General features: G+C 70.1%; 20 protein-coding genes and 3 pseudogenes. 13 read left to right on the forward strand and 10 right to left on the reverse strand.

Annotated features, from left to right (window positions below; translation table 11 throughout):
* The first annotated feature begins 391 nt into the window (after positions 1-391).
* The 4 genes and pseudogenes from ACWIF2_RS00005 to ACWIF2_RS00020 form a co-directional block, all read left to right on the forward strand.
* Positions 392-493: a hypothetical protein gene (locus ACWIF2_RS00005; protein ID WP_454357716.1), complete on the forward strand. Its 102-nt coding sequence runs from the start codon at positions 392-394 to the stop codon at positions 491-493.
* A 175-nt stretch (positions 494-668) separates the two neighbouring features.
* Positions 669-1,022, forward strand: coding sequence for a hypothetical protein (locus tag ACWIF2_RS00010; RefSeq protein WP_454357717.1), 354 nt, complete (start codon positions 669-671; stop codon positions 1,020-1,022).
* A gap of 236 nt (positions 1,023-1,258) precedes the next feature.
* Positions 1,259-1,654 carry a TOBE domain-containing protein gene (locus ACWIF2_RS00015; protein WP_454357718.1) on the forward strand — a complete coding sequence of 132 codons (396 nt, stop codon included), beginning with the start codon at positions 1,259-1,261 and terminating at the stop codon, positions 1,652-1,654.
* Positions 1,655-1,756: 102 nt separating this feature from the next.
* Positions 1,757-1,948 (forward strand): annotated as a pseudogene (locus ACWIF2_RS00020) (molybdopterin cofactor-binding domain-containing protein); the annotation flags it as partial.
* Here ACWIF2_RS00020 and ACWIF2_RS00025 read toward each other — a convergent pair.
* Both ACWIF2_RS00025 and ACWIF2_RS00030 read right to left on the reverse strand, forming a co-directional pair.
* Entirely contained in the window at positions 1,913-2,479 is a 567-nt protein-coding gene (locus ACWIF2_RS00025; protein ID WP_454357719.1) for a 2'-5' RNA ligase family protein, read from the reverse strand. The pseudogene ACWIF2_RS00020 and the gene ACWIF2_RS00025 sit on opposite strands and share 36 nt — an antisense overlap.
* Positions 2,480-2,823: 344 nt before the next feature.
* Positions 2,824-3,052: pseudogene (locus tag ACWIF2_RS00030) on the reverse strand (hypothetical protein); the annotation flags it as partial.
* 277 nt (positions 3,053-3,329) lie between these two features.
* Here ACWIF2_RS00030 and modA point away from each other — a divergent pair.
* The 3 genes from modA to ACWIF2_RS00045 are packed head-to-tail and all read left to right on the forward strand — an operon-like array spanning position 3,330 to position 6,108.
* Positions 3,330-4,163 carry a molybdate ABC transporter substrate-binding protein gene (gene modA / locus ACWIF2_RS00035; RefSeq protein ID WP_454357720.1) on the forward strand — a complete coding sequence of 278 codons (834 nt, stop codon included), beginning with the start codon at positions 3,330-3,332 and terminating at the stop codon, positions 4,161-4,163.
* On the forward strand, positions 4,160-5,023 hold the full coding sequence (gene modB, locus ACWIF2_RS00040) for a molybdate ABC transporter permease subunit (RefSeq protein WP_454357721.1): 864 nt from the start codon (positions 4,160-4,162) through the stop codon (positions 5,021-5,023). Before modA ends, modB begins: the two co-directional genes overlap by 4 nt.
* Positions 5,020-6,108, forward strand: coding sequence for an ABC transporter ATP-binding protein (locus ACWIF2_RS00045; RefSeq protein ID WP_454357722.1), 1,089 nt, complete (start codon positions 5,020-5,022; stop codon positions 6,106-6,108). The genes modB and ACWIF2_RS00045 overlap by 4 nt, the downstream gene beginning before the upstream one ends.
* A gap of 25 nt (positions 6,109-6,133) precedes the next feature.
* Here the strand turns inward: ACWIF2_RS00045 and ACWIF2_RS00050 are convergent, their stop codons facing one another.
* The 3 genes from ACWIF2_RS00050 to ACWIF2_RS00060 are packed head-to-tail and all read right to left on the reverse strand — an operon-like array spanning position 6,134 to position 8,641.
* Positions 6,134-7,189, reverse strand: coding sequence for an ArsO family NAD(P)H-dependent flavin-containing monooxygenase (locus ACWIF2_RS00050; protein ID WP_454357723.1), 1,056 nt, complete (start codon positions 7,187-7,189; stop codon positions 6,134-6,136).
* A 37-nt stretch (positions 7,190-7,226) separates the two neighbouring features.
* Positions 7,227-8,336: an ACR3 family arsenite efflux transporter gene (arsB, locus tag ACWIF2_RS00055; protein WP_454357724.1), complete on the reverse strand. Its 1,110-nt coding sequence runs from the start codon at positions 8,334-8,336 to the stop codon at positions 7,227-7,229.
* Complete coding sequence (locus ACWIF2_RS00060) at positions 8,333-8,641, reverse strand: ArsR/SmtB family transcription factor (RefSeq protein ID WP_454357725.1); 309 nt, start codon at positions 8,639-8,641, stop codon at positions 8,333-8,335. Before ACWIF2_RS00060 ends, arsB begins: the two co-directional genes overlap by 4 nt.
* 87 nt (positions 8,642-8,728) lie before the next feature.
* On the opposite strand from ACWIF2_RS00060, the gene ACWIF2_RS00065 reads away from it, so the two are divergent.
* From ACWIF2_RS00065 to ACWIF2_RS00080, 4 genes and pseudogenes are all read left to right on the forward strand, one after another.
* Positions 8,729-9,364 carry an arsenate reductase ArsC gene (locus ACWIF2_RS00065; RefSeq protein ID WP_454357726.1) on the forward strand — a complete coding sequence of 212 codons (636 nt, stop codon included), beginning with the start codon at positions 8,729-8,731 and terminating at the stop codon, positions 9,362-9,364.
* 47 nt (positions 9,365-9,411) lie between these two features.
* Positions 9,412-9,831 carry an arsenate reductase ArsC gene (locus tag ACWIF2_RS00070; protein ID WP_454357727.1) on the forward strand — a complete coding sequence of 140 codons (420 nt, stop codon included), beginning with the start codon at positions 9,412-9,414 and terminating at the stop codon, positions 9,829-9,831.
* Positions 9,832-9,850: 19 nt separating this feature from the next.
* Positions 9,851-10,200, forward strand: a pseudogene (locus ACWIF2_RS00075) (NAD(P)/FAD-dependent oxidoreductase); the annotation flags it as partial.
* Between the two features lie 37 nt (positions 10,201-10,237).
* The gene (locus ACWIF2_RS00080; RefSeq protein WP_454357728.1) at positions 10,238-10,372 is read left to right on the forward strand and encodes a hypothetical protein; all 135 of its coding nucleotides are present in this window, start codon (positions 10,238-10,240) and stop codon (positions 10,370-10,372) included.
* Between the two features lie 155 nt (positions 10,373-10,527).
* Here the strand turns inward: ACWIF2_RS00080 and ACWIF2_RS00085 are convergent, their stop codons facing one another.
* The gene (locus ACWIF2_RS00085) at positions 10,528-11,343 is read right to left on the reverse strand and encodes a sulfite exporter TauE/SafE family protein (RefSeq protein WP_454357729.1); all 816 of its coding nucleotides are present in this window, start codon (positions 11,341-11,343) and stop codon (positions 10,528-10,530) included.
* An 87-nt stretch (positions 11,344-11,430) separates the two neighbouring features.
* The gene (locus ACWIF2_RS00090) at positions 11,431-11,808 is read right to left on the reverse strand and encodes an ArsR/SmtB family transcription factor (protein WP_454357730.1); all 378 of its coding nucleotides are present in this window, start codon (positions 11,806-11,808) and stop codon (positions 11,431-11,433) included.
* 182 nt (positions 11,809-11,990) lie between these two features.
* On the opposite strand from ACWIF2_RS00090, the gene ACWIF2_RS00095 reads away from it, so the two are divergent.
* Together ACWIF2_RS00095 and ACWIF2_RS00100 are read left to right on the forward strand one after the other, a co-directional pair.
* A complete protein-coding gene (locus ACWIF2_RS00095; protein WP_454357731.1) occupies positions 11,991-13,370 on the forward strand; it encodes an FAD-dependent oxidoreductase in 1,380 nt (459 codons plus the stop codon).
* 29 nt (positions 13,371-13,399) lie between these two features.
* Positions 13,400-13,864: an ArsI/CadI family heavy metal resistance metalloenzyme gene (locus ACWIF2_RS00100; protein WP_454357732.1), complete on the forward strand. Its 465-nt coding sequence runs from the start codon at positions 13,400-13,402 to the stop codon at positions 13,862-13,864.
* Positions 13,865-13,941: 77 nt separating this feature from the next.
* Here ACWIF2_RS00100 and ACWIF2_RS00105 read toward each other — a convergent pair whose 3' ends face one another.
* From ACWIF2_RS00105 to ACWIF2_RS00115, 3 genes are all read right to left on the reverse strand, one after another.
* The gene (locus ACWIF2_RS00105) at positions 13,942-14,235 is read right to left on the reverse strand and encodes a putative quinol monooxygenase (protein WP_454357733.1); all 294 of its coding nucleotides are present in this window, start codon (positions 14,233-14,235) and stop codon (positions 13,942-13,944) included.
* 15 nt (positions 14,236-14,250) lie between these two features.
* Positions 14,251-16,812: a GH32 C-terminal domain-containing protein gene (locus tag ACWIF2_RS00110; RefSeq protein WP_454357734.1), complete on the reverse strand. Its 2,562-nt coding sequence runs from the start codon at positions 16,810-16,812 to the stop codon at positions 14,251-14,253.
* 221 nt (positions 16,813-17,033) lie between these two features.
* A complete protein-coding gene (locus ACWIF2_RS00115) occupies positions 17,034-17,996 on the reverse strand; it encodes a carbohydrate kinase family protein (RefSeq protein WP_454357735.1) in 963 nt (320 codons plus the stop codon).
* Positions 17,997-18,140 lie beyond the last annotated feature (144 nt).

Raw genomic sequence — 18,140 nt, forward strand, 5'->3', positions numbered from 1 at the left:
GTACCGAAACAGACGGCCGCACCAAGGGCGCACACCATTCCAAAGATCACAAAACTGCGCCGAACGACTGACGCGGACGTCGGCAGCGCCGAACGGACCTCGCAGGACAAAGGGCCCCGGCGAACGCGGATCGGACGCCGGCTCGAAAACGGGCACGGGCTCAGGGACGGGCGCCGGCTCAGGGGCGGGCGCCAGCTCGGGAACGGGGCCGGGCTCGGGAAGGGGCGGAGACTCCGGTACGGGCTCCGGCACGGGCGAGGGCTCGGCGGGGAACGCAGGTACGTCGGGCAAGGAGAACGCCGGCAGCGGCCGGGCGGGCGGCGGCAAGGGCGGCGAGTAGCCCCGCACCCCTTCGCCGGCCGGGCCGGCGCATCACCGCAGCAACCACGCCGTGCTGCCCGACGGCAGCCCCGCCGTCGGTGACCCGGACCTGCTCCTGGCCGCCGGTACGACGGTGTCCACGGCCGGTTCCAAAGCACACTTCGACGACTGACGGTCCGTGATCGCATGCCTCCACCGCCGACATGGTGGTGGCCGGGCTGCACGACGCGGCGGAGCCCTCCGCGTGGCTGACCGCAGACCCGTCAGGCACTGTTCGGGATGCTCTACTCGTCCTCCGCGCGCTGGACCAACGATCCGCGCAACGCGGACCGGGCCCGCCCGAAGCCGTGGCAGTTGAGTGCCTCGACACCGAGCACGCCTGGGAGCTGGTTCTGGTACCGGACGGTGTCGGCACATCGGTGCACGACTACGTCGCCGCGGCCGGACTGGCGTACGCCGCCTTCGACTTCACCGAGGACAAGGACGGCCTCTGGTGGTTCCTGGAGTGCAACCAGAGCGGCCAGTACGGCTTCATCGAGCTGGAAACCGGCCAGCCGATCTCGGAGGCGGTGGCCCTATGGCTGTCCCGCCGGGACGACCGCTGCGGACACCGGCGGTTCAGATCGGCTCGGGCCACGGCCCCCGGTACCTGTTCCTGTGCGCCCGCCGCGAAGGCGACAGCACAGTCGTGGCTGCCCTGATGGGAGATGGGGCGGGATGCTCAACAGGTCAGGCGCCGAGGATTGCTTATCGGGGTACGGGTCGCAGGTCATCGGGCTGCCGAAGGACTTGCGCGGGCGACCGGTGGTGATCGAGGCGTGGGGCTGGATCGTCAGCTTGGGTTCCGAGGTTGCCTGCGTGACCGAGCCCGGGGGCGGGCCACGCAGGAACGGGCCTTGGGAAGGGCCACCCCGCAGATGGGCCTATCTTGGCCCGCATGCAGTCATACACGATCGGCCAGGCAGCCCGGCTGCTCGGCGTGAGTCCGGACACCGCGCGGCGGTGGGCGGACGCTGGGCGAGTGGCGACGCACCGCGACGAGGGCGGGAAGCGGCTCATCGACGGGAAGGACCTGGCCGCGTTCTCCGTGGAGCTCGCCAAGGGCGGGAACGGGGAGGAGGACGCCTCCTACACCTCCGTGCGCAACGCCTTCCCCGGTATCGTCACCGCGATCAAGCTCGGTGACGTGGCAGCCCAGGTGGAAATCCAGGCGGGTCCCCATCGGCTGGTGTCGCTGCTCACCCGGGAAGCGGTCGAGGAGCTGGGCCTGGAGGTCGGTATGGAGGCCACCGCCCGGGTGAAGTCGACGAACGTGCACATCGACCGCGTCTGAGCGAAACCGGCGGTGGCCTCCACAGTTCACTTGTTCACTGAGTAGGAGTGGGCGCCCGTGCCGGCCAAGGGCGCGGTCCACGGTATCCCGGTCGACGGTCTTCGCGGCCAGGTCGAGGGCGGCATCGCCCAGGACCTCGGCGCCACCCTCTTCGAGCACGTCCGCGTCGACGAACGCGGCGAGGTCGAGACAGCCGCCTTCCGCCGCTACCGGCTCCCCAAGTATGCCGACATCCCGCGCACCGAGGTCCACTTCGGGTCAGGCGCTGAAGTCATTCCTGACGAGGGTGGTGAACGAGGTTGCTGACGCCTCCTGCTGCATGTCGACTGCGGGAGCCGCACCGCTGACCGAGGGGAGCCTGAGCGCCTTGACCTCGGAGGCGGGGAAGTCCTCCCGGGCCAGGCCGAGCGTCACGTGGGGCCAGAAGCCGTCCTCCACGATGTTCAGGTGCTGAGTGATGTCCTGCTGGATGCGGGCCAACTCGGGGCTGTGTTCGACACCGAGGCGGACCTGTTCCCCCATTTGCACGGTGGCCTCGTCGTACCGGTAGGACGGGTTCTTGCGCAGGGTCCAGCTGCCGTGGCGTACCTCGCCGGTCAGGCGGACGGCAGGTGCGGACCACACTCCTTCGCTGATGAAGGAGCGTGCGTCGGCCAGTTTCCGGTCGTCGGCGCCGTGCAGGAAACCCAGGGTGATGTGGATGTGCTCCGGGTACTGCGGGTCGACGCGGTCCTGGAACTCGCGTTGCAGGTCGACCAGAGCGTCGACCAGCTCGGACGGGACCCTCAGGCAGATGAACGCGTTCGTCGTCCGACCACTCGCCATTGCTTTCCTCCGTGTTGGCTGTCCGCGCCCACAGCCGATTGCCGCCCGTGGGCGATCTCGTCACCTCGGCGGGCTTCCGCATGACTGAGGCGGACGAATGTCCCTCCAAGAAACCAGCCCCGCCGCCCCCGCGCACCTCGGGCTGTCACGCTTGGTGATGAGCCCCGCCCGCTGGCGGACATTCCCCTGTGGAATGGCGCGTCGGCCCACGTAGCCCCGGGCCGAACGGGTTGGACGATGCCATCCGCGAGCGCCGCGCCGTGCAGGAACGCGGGGCGATGGCCGCCCACGGGGTGGGCGGTCGTGCCGTCCCAGGTGACCGGGATCAGGCGGGTGCGGCCCGGGGCCGTGCGGAAAAGGGTGTGGTGACCGTCCGTGCCGTGTACGGCGATCAGGAAGCGCAGGCGGTCCTTGCGGCGGGCGGGGTCGAAGACGGGGCCCGCGTTCCATGAGCACGTCGTGCAGGAGAGGCCTGGGCACCGTCAGGCGGGTCAGTCGGTCCAGGTCCCCCATGAGGGCGAGTTCCGCCGCGGGTCCCGCGGCCGTGCGGGCAGCTGCGCGGGTCTGGCTCACTGGCTGCCACCTGCCGGATGACCGTACCCGGGTTGCGGTCCCGTACAAACGCACATGCCATGCCAACGCATGGAGGGCCCGGCTCATGCGATATGACAGGAGACTTTCGCCTTGCATCTGCGGCAGTATGATCGGCGTATGCACACCTACCGATCGGGGATGCTGCCGTCACCGACGTGACCTTCGGGGACGTCTCCGCACAGGTGGAGATCCAGGCCAGGTCGTTCGTCTTCAAGGCGTAGTCGTGTCCGTCAGGACCAGAGGGAGTGGACCCGTGATGACCCGTACCGTGCGCCGGACCCGCCGGACCCGCCGGATGCTGCAGGTGACCGGCGCAGGTGCCGCCGCGCTGCTGGCCCTGAGCGCCTGCTCGTCCTCCGACGACTCCTCGGCGGCGTCGGGCTCCTCGGCCTCGGGCTCCGGCTCGCCGAAGCTGTCCGGAGACGTGACCGTCTTCGCCGCCGCCTCGCTGAAGGAGAGCTTCACGACGCTGGGCAAGGAGTTCGAGAAGGCCCACCCCGGCACCAAGGTCGACTTCAGCTTCGGCGGCAGCGACTCACTGGCCGCGAGCATCACCGGCGGCGCCCCGGCCGACGTGTTCGCCTCCGCCAGCCCCAAGACGATGAAGATCGTCACGGACGCCGGAGACGCCTCCGGCACGCCCGCCACCTTCGTGCGCAACCAGTTGGAGATCGCCACCCTGCCGGGCAACCCCGGCAAGGTCTCTTCCCTGAAGGACCTCACCGACTCGGACCTGAAGGTCGTGCTGTGCGACAAGGCGGTGCCGTGCGGCGCCGCCGCCCAGAAGGCCCTCGACGCGAGCAGGCTGAAGCTCACCCCGGTCTCCTACGAGGAGGACGTCAAGTCCGCCCTCAACAAGGTGGTCCTGAAGGAAGCCGACGCGGCCGTCGTCTACAAGACCGATGTGAAGGCGGCGGGTGACAAGGTGGAAGGCGTGGAGTTCCCCGAGTCCGCCGACGCTGTCAACGACTACCCCATCACCCTCCTCAAGAGCTCGGAGAACACCGAGACCGCCAAGGCGTTCATGGAGCTGGTGCAGTCCCCCGAAGGCCAGAAGGTCCTGAACGAGGCCGGGTTCCTCAAGCCATGACATCTCCCTCCCTGGACAAGGCCGACGCCGCGGACACCCTCGCCCGTGGCCCGCGGCGCCGCCGCGTCCTCGGGGGCGTTCGCGGGCGCGCCCCGCTGCCCCTCCTCCTGCCCGCGCTGATCGGCCTGGCCTTCCTGGTCCTGCCGCTCGTCGCCCTGCTGATCAGGGCCCCCTGGCGCAGCATGCCCGACCTGCTGACCAGCACCGAAGTGTGGCAGGCCCTTCAGCTGTCCCTGGTCTGCGCGACGGCGGCGACCGCGGTGAGTCTGGTGATCGGGGTGCCGCTGGCCTGGCTGCTGGCGCGCGTCGAGTTCCCCGGGCGCGGTCTCGTACGGGCCCTCGTCACCCTCCCGCTCGTGCTGCCGCCCGTGGTCGGTGGTGTTGCCCTCTTGATGGCACTGGGCCGGAACGGGGTCGTAGGGAAGTGGCTGGACTCGTGGTTCGGGATCACGCTGCCCTTCACGACCACCGGGGTCGTGATCGCGGAGGCCTTCGTGGCGATGCCGTTTCTCGTCATCAGCGTGGAGGGCACGCTGCGCGCCGCCGACCCGCGCTACGAGGAGGCGGCCACGACGCTGGGGGCCTCCCGCTTCACCGCGTTCCGCCGCGTCACCCTGCCGCTCATCGCTCCCGGTATCGCGGCGGGCGCCGTCCTGGCCTGGGCCCGGGCACTCGGCGAGTTCGGCGCGACCATCACCTTCGCCGGCAACTTCCCAGGCCGCACCCAGACGATGCCGCTCGCCGTCTACCTGGCCCTGCAGAACGATCCGGAGGCGGCGATCGCCCTCAGCCTGGTGTTGCTGGCCGTATCCATCGCCGTACTCGCCGGTCTGCGCGACCGCTGGATGACCGCCTCATGACCCACCTCGAGAACACCGCCGCCGCTGCTGCTCCCGACCCGGCCGGTGAGGGGCTCGATGCCCGGCTCGTGGTCGAGCGCGGCTCCTTCCGTCTCGACGTCACGCTGACGGCAGCCCCGGGTGACGTCGTCGCCCTGCTCGGCCCCAACGGTGCGGGCAAGACCACGGCCCTGCGGGCACTGGCCGGCCTCGTTCCCCTCACCGGCGGCCATCTCCACCTGGACGGCGAGGACTTGGACCGTACGCCCCCGGAAGCCCGGCCGGTCGGGGTCGTCTTCCAGGACTATCTGCTCTTCCCCCATCTGTCCGCCCTGGACAACGTGGCCTTCGGGCCGCGCTGTCACGGGGCGACGAAGGCGGAGGCCCGAGCCCAGGCCGCCGGATGGCTGGAGCGCCTGGGCCTGGCCGAGCACGGCTCCGCGAAGCCCCGACGTCTCTCCGGCGGGCAGGCTCAGCGCGTCGCCCTCGCCCGCGCCCTGGCCACCCACCCCCGTCTGCTCCTCCTCGACGAGCCGCTCGCCGCCCTCGACGCCCGTACGCGCCTCGACGTCCGCGCCCAGCTCCGCCGTCATCTGGCCGATTTCGAGGCCGTCGCCGTCCTCGTCACTCACGACCCGCTCGACGCCATGGTTCTCGCCGACCATCTGGTCGTCATCGAGGACGGCCACATCGTCCAGCGGGGCACCCCCGCCGACATCGCACGCCGTCCACGCACCGATTACATCGCCCACCTGGTCGGCCTCAACCTCTACCGGGGCGAGGCCGAAGGACACGTGGTCCACGCCGACGGGGGTTCGACGGTCACCACCACGGAGGACCTCACCGGTCCGGTCTTCGTCGCCTTCCCCCCGAGCGCGGTGACCCTCTACCAGGACCGCCCCAGCGGCGCGAGTGCCCGCAACCTGTGGCGCTGCGAGGTGTCCGGCATGGAGACGCACGGCGACCAGATCCGCGTCGCGCTCACCGGCGAACTCCCCCTGGCCGCCGATCTCACCACAGTGGCCGCTGCCGAACTCGACCTCCGCCCCGGAGCCACGGTCTGGGCAACCGTCAAGGCTGCTCAGACGCACGCGTATCCGGCCTGAGGAGTCGGAGAGCGGATTGCATGGTTTACCGGCCTGAGATCCGGCGTGCCGCCTCCCGGGCAGGGCGTCCGGCGCCGATGAGGGTGGCGGAGGCTGGGCCGGTCCAGTCGCCGTAGCCGAGCAGGTGCAGGCGTGGCTCGTCCCGCGCGCTGGTGCCTTCCATGGCGATGTGGCCGCGTCTGCCACGCAGTCGGAGCGGTGCGAGGTGGGACAGGGCGGGCCGGAAGCCCGTGCACCAAATGATCGCGTCGGCCTCGGCGCGGGTGCCGTCGGCCCACTCGACCCCGCCGGGGATGAGGCGGGAGAACATCGGGCCGGCCTTGAGCAGTCCGCGGTCGCGGGCTTCGCGTACGGGCGGGACGGCGACGATGTCCCCGAGTGAGGCGACGCCGCCGGTGTCGGTGCGGCCCTCGTCGAGGGCGCGACGGCGGGCGGTGGCGGCGTCGAACAGGGCCCGGCCGTCGATGTCGTCGGCCAGGAAGCGGGGCGGGCGCTGGGTGACCCAGGTCAGCTGGGTGTCGTGGGCGAGGTCGGCGGCGATCTGGGCGCCGGAGTTGCCGCCGCCGACCACGATCACCCGGCGGCCGGTGAAGTCCTGCGGTCGCCGGTAGTCGACGGTGTGCAGTTGGCGGCCTTCGAAAGCCGAGCCCCCGGGTACAGCGGGGTGGAAGGGCCGCCACCAGGTGCCGGTGGCGCTGATCACCGCTCGGGCGTGCCAGGTGCCCGAGTCCGTCTCCACGCGCAGGAGTCGGCCGTCCCGGTGCACGCCGTTCACCCGTACCGGCCTCTCCACCGGTAGCTCGTAGCGCTTTTCGTACTCGCGCAGGTAGGCGACCACGTGCTCGGCGTCCGGGTACTCCTGGCCCGGCTGCGGTGGCATCAGCCGCCCCGGCAGGGACGAGAAGGCGGCCGGGGAGAACAAGTGCAGCGAGTCCCAGGCGTGTTGCCAGGCGCCGCCCGGCCCGGCCTGGGCGTCGAGGATGACGAAGTCCAGGCCGAGGCGGCGCAGGTGGTAGCCGGCGGCGAGCCCGGCCTGGCCGCCGCCGACGATCACCACCTGCGTGTGCCGGTCGTCCGTCACGAGGTGCGCACCATGCCGGTGCGGTCCAGGCAGTGCATCAGCTCTCCTGCGGTGCCGCCGTCAGCTGCCGACCCGTTCCGAACTTCCGCCGCCAGGCCAGCGATACGTACACCAGAGCCACCAGTACCGGGACCTCGATCAGCGGGCCGACGACGCCCGACAGGGCCTGGCCGGAGGTGACGCCGAAGGTGGCGATGGCGACCGCGATGGCCAGCTCGAAGTTGTTGCCGGCCGCCGTGAACGCGAGCGTGGCGGTGCGGTCGTAGGCGAGGCCGATGACCTTGCCGAGGGCGAAGGTGCCGAACCACATCACGGCGAAGTACACCAGCAGCGGCAGCGCGATGCGGGCGACGTCGAGCGGCTGCGAGGTGATCGTCTTCCCCTGGAGGGCGAAGAGGATGACGATCGTGAAGAGCAGGCCGTACAGGGCCCAGGGGCCGATCTTCGGGAGGAAGCCGGACTCGTACTTCTCGCGGCCGAGCTTCTGTTCGCCGATGCGGCGGGTGAGGAACCCGGCCAGCAGCGGGATGCCGAGGAAGATGACGACGTTCAGGGCGATCTTCCACATGGAGATGTCGAGGTGTTCACCGTTGCCCAGGCCCAGCCAACCGGGCAGCAGATCGAGGTAGAACCAGCCGAGCAGGCCGAACGCCAGGACCTGGAAGACCGAGTTCAGAGCCACGAGTACGGCGGCGGCTTCGCGGTCGCCGCAGGCGAGGTCGTTCCAGATGATGACCATCGCGATGCAGCGGGCGAGGCCGACGATGATCAGGCCGGTGCGGTACTCGGGCAGGTCCGGCAGGAAGATCCAGGCCAACGCGAACATGACCGCCGGGCCGACGATCCAGTTGATGACCAGCGACGAGACCATGAGCGGCTTGTCACCGGTGACGGCGTCGAGCTTGTCGTAGCGGACCTTGGCCAGGACCGGGTACATCATGATCAGCAGGCCGATGGCGATCGGCAGGGAGATGCCGCCGATCTCGACCTTTGCCAAGGCGTCGTTCAGCCCGGGGATGGCGCGGCCCAGGCCGAGGCCGATGGCCATGGCGAGCAGGATCCACACGGCGAGGAAGCGGTCGAGCGTCGAGAGCTTCGCGACGACCGAGGGCTCCTCGGCGGTCGCGGATGCTTCGGTGCGGGTCACGGGCAGGCCCTCTTGTTGTCGGCGGCGTGGCGAGCGGACTCGGCCAGGTCGTTGAACCGGCCGGCGAGCTGGGCGATGACGTCCGGGCGGAGCCGGTAGTAGGTGTACCGGCCGCACGGCTCCGTTTCGACGACCCCGGCCTCGCGCAACACCTTCAGGTGGTTGGAGAGGTTGGTCTGCCGGGCACCGGTCTCCTCCACCAGGTGGGTGGTGCAGAGCGTCTCTTTGGCCAGCAAGGTCACGATTTGGAGCCTGAGCGGGTCGGCCAGAACCCGGATCAGATCAGTGTCGACTGACGTCAGCATGGGCTGATACTGTCACATCACTCCGAGCTGATACCAGCCGGGGCTGATACCTGGGACCCGTATCCCTCCGCCCCGAAGGGGGTTCCCGTGACCGCATCCCCTCCTCCTGTCCTGCCTGATGAGCGTCTGGCGTCGGGCATCGCCCGTCTCGCCCTGCGCTACCGCGGGCGCTTCTCCCCGGAGACCATCCAGCGCCTGGTCACCGACTCCTACGAGCGTCTCGCCGAGCACGCCCGTATCCGCACCCACCTGGTCGTGCTGGCCGAGCACCTGGCCACCGAGCGGCTGGACGCACTCGCGCACATCGAGGGCGCACCGGGCTGTGGTCTGCCACGGGTGCTGTTCGTGTGCAGCCACAACGCGGGCCGCTCGCAGATGGCCGCCGCCCTGCTCGCACACCGCGCGGGCGGACACGTCGTCGTCTCCTCGGCGGGCACGCGCCCGGCCGCTGAGGTCGAGCCGGTCGTCACCCAGGTGCTGACCGAGGCGGGCGTGGACCTCACGGACGCGTTCCCCAAGCCGCTGACCGACGAGGTCGTGCAGGCCGCCGACATCGTCATCACCATGGGGTGCGGGGACGCCTGCCCCGTCCTGCCCGGCCGCCGCTACCTGGACTGGCCGGTCACCGACCCCGAGGGCGCCCCGATCGCCGTCGTCCGCGGCATCCGCGACGAGATCGACGCCCACATCACCGAACTGCTCGCCTCCCTGCCGAGCACCTGAATCCGCACCCGCACCACCTGCAAGAACCACTCACGAAGGAAGAACCGATGTCCTCCAGCCCGCTCGCCTCCGTGCTGTTCGTCTGCGTCCACAACGCCGGACGCTCGCAGATGGCTGCCGGATTCCTCTCCCACCTCGCGGGCGACCGGATCGAGGTCCGCTCCGCCGGCTCCATCCCGGGCGACCAGGTCAACCCCTCCGCCGTCGAGGCCATGAAGGAGGTCGGAGTCGACATCGCCGGCGCCAAGCCGAAGATCCTCACCACCGAGGCCGTCCAGGCGTCCGACTACGTCATCACCATGGGCTGCGGCGACGCCTGCCCGATCTTCCCCGGCAAGAAGTACCTCGACTGGGCCCTGGAAGACCCGGCCGGCAAGGGCGTCGACGCCGTCCGCCCCATCCGCGACGAGATCAAGACCCGCATCGAGGCCCTGATCGCCGAGATCGACGCCAAGCAGCGGGCGTGACCCAGTCACCGACCCCGGGATACGCGAGGTCATCGTCATCGGCTCCGGCCCCGCCGGATACACCGCCGCCCTCCGACGTCGAGAACTTCCCCGGCTTCCCCAAGGGCATCGACGGCCCGGACCTGATGCTGAACATGCGGGCTCAGGCCGAGAGGTTCGGCGCCGAGATCGTCGAGGACGACATCGTCTCCGTCGACCTCACCGGTGAGGTCATAGGGAGTCACCGACTCCGCGGGGACCGTCCACCGGGCCAGGGCGGTGATCGTCGCGACCGGCTCCGGCTACCGCAAGCTCGGCCTGCCCAAGGAGGACGAGCCGTCCGGCCGTGGTGTGTCCTGGTGCGCGACCTGCGACGGCTTCTTCTTCCGTCGGCCACAACCCGCGCACGGAACTGTTCAGGGACCAGTTGGACCTGGCCATCACCGCCGCCGCGAGCGACTGCGCGACCGTGCTGGACGCGGAGCGGTATCTCGCGGCACTCGCCGATGCGGGCGCGAGCGGCTCCCCCGCCGTGGACGAGCCGGTCGCGGCCACCGTCTGACGCCCCACTCGCAGGGCAGCCGCATCCGGAACCACATCCGGACTCCGTTCGCGGCACACGTCAGGGTGGCCTCGGCCCCCTCTGTCCCGCCTCGCCCCGCTCGAACTGCGGCCCGGGTACCCGAGGACGCCGTCTCCCGGGGGACCCACCACATGTCATTCGTGACGGGCGAGTTTGACCGCCGAGACGAGCAGGATGACGGCCAGCACGGGGATGAGCACCAGGTCCGAGAACACACCGAGCAGCAACCCGCCCAGCACCGCACCGGCGACGGAGCCTGCGGCCATGACCAGGGTGAAGCGGAGGTTCATGCCGAGTACGGCGAAGCTGCCGTCACGGCTGTAGCGGGCGAAGGCGACCAGCATCGTCGGCAGCGACACCAGCAGGGAGAGGCTTCCCGCGATCTTGATGTCCTCGCCGAAGAGCAGCACGATCGTCGGGATCAGCAGTTCGCCTCCGGCCACGCCCATGATCGCCGCGACCACCCCGATGCCGAACCCGGCCACGACCCCGCAGGGCACCTGAGCCCACAGCGGCAGCGAGAGCGAGTCGAGGGTGGTGATGTGTGTGACCACCAGGGCGGCCGCCATGAGCACCATCAGAGCGGACAGCACCTTGTAGAGGGTGGCGCTGCGCATGCGCACCGCCCAGGTCGCTCCCGCCCAGGCCCCCAGGAGACTGCCGGCCAGCAAGTTGACCGCGACAGGCCAGCGTGCGGCCACCTCGGAGGCCGGGATCGCCACCAGCCGGGCGGGCAGAGCCACCAGGACCACGACCAGGCTCATCGCCTTGTTCAGGATGACGGCCGAGAGCGCGGCGAACCCGAAGAGGCCGATGAGCAGCGGCAGGCGGAACTCCGCACCGCCCAGCCCGATCATCCCGCCCAGAACGCCGATGGACGCTCCCGCACCGAACACCACAGGTGCTGAGTGCGTCGAGCGGAGGGGAACGAGGTTTTCGTCAGTCGCCACGACGGGCATCCTCGCTGGTGGCTGCCCAAGCCGCTACGGCCCACCCCCATCGTCGGGCAACTGCTCGCCGCACACTGCGCAAGACAGTCAGGCGACGGCCGGCGCGATGGTCAGCAGCTTGCCCATCGCGGCCAGCACGGACGGCTCGACGCGGTAGTAGACCCAGGTGCCGCGCCGCTCGGAGGTCAACAGCCCGGCCTCCTTCAGCTTCTTCAGGTGGTGGCTCACCGTCGGCTGGGAGACGCCGACATCGGAGATGTCGCACACGCACGCCTCGCCGCTCGCGTGTGAGGCCACCGCCGAGAACAGTCGCAGCCGCACCGGGTCGCCCAGAGCCTTGAACATCCGCGCGGCCGTTTCGGCCTCATCGGCGGTGAACGGGCGCTCGGTGAGGGGCGGGCAGCACGGCGCCACGGTCCCGGAAACCTCGGGTTCCAGCAGCGGCAGCACCTTCGTATTCGACATGCATCTATGTTGACACACGTCGAACCAGGTCGGCGAGGGCCGAGCCGGCGCTCCGAGCACCACGAAGTCAACGTGCTCCACTCGCTCCCCAATTCGACATCTGTCTATGTTGACGGCCATCGAATCAAGTGCCATGCTGGCCATGCAAGCCATCGACGAATGTCGAAGCAAAGGGGAATCTCGTGGCCGTGCCCATCAACAGCGTGCCCACCACCGACCAGCTGCCCGTCGTGGTCATCGGGGCCGGTCCGATCGGATTGGCCGCCGCGGCTCACCTCGTCGAGCGCGGCCTTGAGCCGCTGGTCCTGGAGGCCGGACCGTCGGCCGGCACCGCCGTGCGCGGGTGGGCGCACGTGCGGCTGTTCTCGCCCTGGTCGGAGATCACCGACCCGGCCGCCGAGAAGCTCCTGGCCCCGACCGGCTGGACCCGCCCCGACGGCTCCGCGTACCCGACCGGCGGCGACTGGGCCGAGCAGTACCTGCAGCCCCTCGCCGAGGTCCTGGGCGACAAGGTCCGCTACGGCACGACGGTCACCGGTGTCGCCCGCGCCGGACGCGATCGCATTGTCGACTCAGGCCGCGACGAGCAGCCCTTCACCGTGCACATCACGCTGGCCGACGGCCGCGAGGAGCGCATCAGCGCCCGCGCGGTCATCGACGCCTCCGGCACCTGGTCCACCCCCAGCCCGATGGGCGCCGACGGCCTGCCCGCCCTCGGCGAGAAGTCCGCCACCGACCGCATCTCCTACCGCGTGCCCGACCTGGGCGACCCGGCCGTACGCGCCCGGTACGCGGGCAAGCGCACCGCCGTGGTCGGCTCCGGCGCCTCCGCCTTCACCGCCCTCGCCTACCTCGCGGACCTGGCCAAGGACGAGCCGGGCACCCACGCGGTGTGGATCCTGCGCCGCGGCATCACCGGCTCCACCTTCGGCGGCGGCGAGGCCGACCAACTGCCCGCCCGCGGCGCACTGGGCCTGCGCGCCAAGGCCGCCGTCGAAGCCGGCCACGCCGGCACGGCGACCGGGTTCCGCACACAGGCCGTGGAGCGCGACGGCGACCGGCTCGTCCTCGTGGACGACAACGGCCGCCGCCTCGATCCGGTCGACGAGGTCATCGTCCTGACCGGCTTCCGCCCCGACCTGTCCTTCCTCTCCGAGATCCGCCTCGGCCTCGACGAACGCCTCCAGGCCCCGACCGCGCTCGCCCCGCTGATCGACCCCAACGTCCACTCCTGCGGCACCGTCTACCCGCACGGCGTGAGCGAGCTCTCCCACCCCGAACAGGGCGCCTACTTCGTAGGCATGAAGTCCTACGGCCGTGCACCGACGTTCCTCGCCATGACCGGCTACGAGCAGGTCCGCTCCATCACCGCAGCCCTCGCCGGAGACCGTGAGGCCGCCGAGCGCGTCGAGCTGACCCTGCCGGAGACCGGCGTGTGCGGCGGCGCGGGCCTGTTCGACGAACCCGAGGCGGCCCAGGCCGGCCAGGACGGCGGCTGCTGCGTCGCCCCGGCCACTCTGCAGATCGGCACCGGAGCCCCAGCCTCATCGGGCGGCTGCTGACCCCCACACCTACACAAGGGAGGATCACCATGTCTCGCGTACAGCTCGCTCTGCGAGTCCCTGATCTCGACGCGTCCGTCGCCTTCTACAGCAAGCTGTTCGGCACCGAGCCCGCCAAACTCCGCGACGGCTACGCCAACTTCGCCATCGCCGAACCCCCGCTCAAGCTCGTCCTGATCGAAGGCAAGGAGGGTGAGGCAACGCGGATGGACCACCTGGGCGTCGAGGTCGAGACGACCGAGGCCGTCCACGCCGCCACCACCCGCCTGAGCGAGGCCGGCATGACCACCGACGTGGAGAACGACACCACCTGCTGCTACGCCCTCCAGGACAAGGTCTGGGTCCAAGGGCCCGGCCAGGAGCCCTGGGAGGTCTACGTCGTCAAGGCCGACGCCGACTCCCTGGCCAAGCAACAGGGCAGCACCTGCTGCGCCACCCCGGCCTCGGTCGACGCCGACTCGAAGGAACCGGTCGCCGCGGGCGGCTGCTGCTGATCCGGCGATGCCCGACCGCGCTGCCCGCGTTCTGCACCACTCCGTCACCTGGGTGCCGAGTCCCGCTCCGAGGGCCGTCAGGTCACCTCATCGAGGAAGGTCAGCACCGAGGCGTCCTCCTCGATCAGCGGAGCGAGGGCGGTGTTGAACGGGCCGCCGTACGGGGCCTTCAGGTGTGCCTGGAAGGCGTCCTCGTCCCGGTACGCCTCGAAGATCCAGTAGGCGCGAGGGCTGGCCGCCTTGGTGTAGACCTCGAAGGTGAGGTTGCCCTCCTCCTGGCGCACCTTCTCGGCGTACTCCAGGATCATGCGGGCGACCTCTTCCTCGGCATCCTCGCGGGCGGTGAACTCGGCGAGCAGGGTCTTCGTCATGCTCTGGTCTCCTTGTCAGTCGTGAGCGGAGTCGAGGTGCCAGACGCGGGCCTGGTCCAGCTTCACCGAGCCGTTCTCGGCGAAGACCTGCACTCCCTGGCTGGCGGGGTCGGGGAAGATCTGGTCGGTGATGGCTGCTTCGCCGCTGCCGCCGAAGACCTCGACGGAGGACCAGTCGACGAGGATCCGCAGCTTCACCTTGCCGTTCTCGGCCTTCAGCGGTGCTGACTGGACGCCGGGGAAGGTGCTGTTGAAGTCCACGGCCCCTGAGCGGGTGCGGTCGACGTACAGCTCCTGGGTCGTGGTGTCGTAGCCGATCACGGTCTCCTCGCCCCCGGCGCCGGTGCGTACCTTCAGGCCGAAGCGTTCGGCATCCTTGGGGGAGAAGGTCGCCTCGATGTCGAGGGCCTTGCCCTTGGCCGCGGGGCCGATCAGGGGCTTTGTGGCGCTCTTGACGGTGACGCCGGACGCCGTCGCCGGGCGCTTGTGGCGGAGCGACTCCAGGCTGTCGACCGGCCGGCTGGTCAGCCGGACCCGGCCGTCGACGGTGCGCAGCGCCATCTCCCGTGGAGCGCTCTGCGCGCCGCGCCAGGGGGAGGTGGGGATGGCCCCGCTGTAGTCCCAGTTGTTCATCCAGCCGACCATGTACCGCTTGCCGCCTGGGGCGTTCTCCCAGGACACGGCCGCGTAGTAGTCCTTGCCGTAGTCGGCCCAGTCGGCGCGCTGCACGACGGACTTGGCGGGGGCGTCGGCGGCGGTGAACCGGTCGGCCAGGATGTGGCCCCAGCCGGCGTTGTTCATGTCGACGATCTGGATGCTCGCCTTCTTGCCGGCGTAGGGGCGCAGATCGAAGGACGCCCAGTCCAGGGTCTCGCTGTTGGCGCCGGTGGCGCTGCGGATCACCCGGCCGTCGACGATCAGGTTGACGGACGTCTCCTGGGAGACGGGCTGGGCCTTGGTGTCGGACAGCATGATGTGGTCGACGTTGATGTGGCCCCAGCCGCCGGTGTTGTCGTCGACGATCCTGATCCGCGCCTTCTTGCCGGCGAGGTTCTTGACGTCCCAGGCAGCCCAGTTGAGCGCCTCTCCGTCCTTTCCGGTCGTGCTGCGCACCACCTGGCCGTCGACGAGGAGTTCGACGGCGGTGGGGGCGGCGGAGCCTGAGGGGTGGTTGCCGCCGCCGACGAGGAAGTTGACGTAGTCCTTGTCGATGGTGAATTCCGGCGAGGTGAGGGTGCCGGTCGTGGAGTCGCCGTTCAGGAAGCTGTTGGCCAGGCCGTTGCCCAGGAAGCCGGAGACTTCCTGCTGGCCGGGGAGGGTGCCGGTGGCCGGTGCCGAGCCGAAGGCGTCTCCGGTCGTCGTCCAGTCGCCGTAGCCGCCGCCTTCGAAGTCGGCCAGGACCGTCCCCGCGGGCGGGCCCGGCTGCTCCAGGACTGTCCCGGACTCGTGCGGGTGCCGTCCGCCACCGACCTTGAAGTTCAGGTAGCGGCTGTCGACGGTGAACTCGGGCGAGGTGAGGATGCCGGTGGCCGCGTCACCTCCGTGGAAACTGTTGGCGAGGCCCTTGCCCTCGAAGCCTTCGACGGTCCCCTGCCCGGCCACCGCACCGGCTGCCGGTCCGTCGCCGAACGCGGCGCCGGTGGCCGTCCACCCGCCGAAGTCGGTGCTCTCGAAGTCCTGCGTCACCGTGCCGGTGGGCGGGGTGTAGGTGCCCTTGTCGTCGGCGGTGAACTTCTTGCCGTCGAAGTCGCCGACGAAGTACTGGGCAGCCGAACCGCCCGCGATGCCGCCGGGGTTGATGTTGACGACCAGGACCCACTTGATCTTCTTCCTGTCCCCGTCGACCGCGAGCGGGAAGAGGTCGGGGCACTCCCACACGCCGCCTGTCGCGCCGGCCGGCCCGAACTCGCTGAGCAGCTTCCAGTCCTTGAGGTTCTTGGACGAGTAGAACCGCACCTTGTGCTCGGTGGACAGCGACACGCTCATCAGCCAGCTCTTGGTCGGCTCGTACCACTGGACCTTGGGGTCGCGGAACTCCTTGGAACCGATGTCGAGGACCGGGTTGCCCTGGTACTTGGTCCAGGTGCGGCCGCGGTCGGTGCTGTAGGCGAGCGACTGGGCCTGGATGCCGGTTCCCTTGTCGAAGCTGGTGTAGATCGCCACCATGGGCGGGTTCTTCTCGGTGCCGAAGCCGGTGGTGTTGTTCCGGTCGACGACCGCGCTGCCGGAGAACACCATCTCCTTGTCGTCGTGCGACAGGGCGAGCGGCAGCTCCTTCCAGTGCACGAGGTCCTTGCTCACCGCGTGCCCCCAGGACATGTCGCCCCACGAGTTTCCATTGGGGTTGTACTGGTAGAAGAGGTGATACTCGCCCTTGTGGTACACGAGACCGTTGGGGTCGTTCATCCAGTTCATCTCCGGAGTGAAGTGGAACTGGGGCCGGTAGATCTCGGAGTACGGCGGGGCGTCGGCAGCGACGGCCTGAGGGGCCGGCGGCGCCGCGGACAGGGCGCAGACTGTCGCCACCGCCGCGATCATCCGCGTACGGGCATGCCGGGATACACGTCCTGAGCTCATGGTGTCTCCTGTGCTGCGGCCGTCCGCGCGGCGGAGCCTGATGCCCGGAGCGGAACCGACCAAAAGTGACGCCTGCTCGGCGCCGTCGTCCACAGCGCCGAGCAGGAGTGTCATCGTTGACTGGTGTCATCGATGACATCGAGTGGGCCCGATGATGGACGCAATCCGGTCGGCACGTCAACGGTTCGGCCGAGATGCCCGCTACGCAACTCGCCTGTCCGTCATGCGCGATCGGCCGTGGCGAGCTGCTCCAACTGGCTCCGCCACGGGGGGTTGGGACCGGGAACCGAACAGGTCAGCGCCGCGACCTTCACGGCGAACAGGCAGGCCGCCTCGACATCGCCGAGACCGAGGCCCGTCAGTCTGCCGCCGAGGAGGCCGTGTGCGCCGAGGTGGTGCAGCAGTCCGGCGGTGAAGGAGTCTCCCGCGCCGACTGTGTCGACGACCGGAGTCGCCACCGCCGGCATCCGGACCCGCTCCCCGTCGAGCGAGGCCAGGGCACCGTCGGCACCTCGGGTGATCACCACGAGGCGCGCCCCGGCGGCGTGCCAGATGTCGCACGCCTCCTCGGGCGCCGTGCCCGGCAGCAGGAGTTCCAGGTCGTCCTCGCTCAGCCGCAGCACGTCGGTGAGGCCGCACCAGTGCGCCAGCCGGGCACGGTAGACGTCGGGGTGCACCAGCAGCGGCCGGACGTTGGGGTCGATGCTGATGGTCGCGTGAGGTGCTGCCGCCGCCAGGAACTCCTCCACCACCACCGCTCCGGGCTCCTGAACCAGGGCCAGGGATCCGGTGTGCACGCAGGCGGTCCCGGACAGATCCACCCGGGCCAACTCCTCGGCCGTCCACTGCCAGTCGGCCGTGTTCTGCGCGTGGAAGGAGAACGCCGCCTGCCCCTGGGCGTCCAGTTCCGCCACGGCGAGCGTGCTGGGTTCCGCAGCCGGGACGGCGCTCGACAGGTCCACTCCCGAGGCCTCCAGGCGGGCGCGGAACAGGCGCCCGAACACATCGCCCGACAACCTCGCTAGGAAGCGGGCCGGGGTGCCGAGCCGGGCGAGGGCCACTGCCGTGTTCGCAGGTCCGCCGCCGGGCAGCACCCGCAGGGCGAGTTCGTCTCCGGTACTCGCGGGTTCGGTGAACGCGTCCGCGACGCACTCTCCCAGGACGGTGATCGGGGGTGGGCTCATGACTGCTCTTCTCTGGGAACGCGCGGAGCGGAAACGGGCATGACCCGGGCACGCCGACGAACGGCTTCGGGCGGGCGACCGCCGAGGGGCGTTGCGGATTTGTGACGAGTGAAAGGCATTGACGTTGCCGGGGAACGGAGTCCA

It is taken from the genome of Streptomyces sp. NPDC055506, assembly GCF_053643595.1.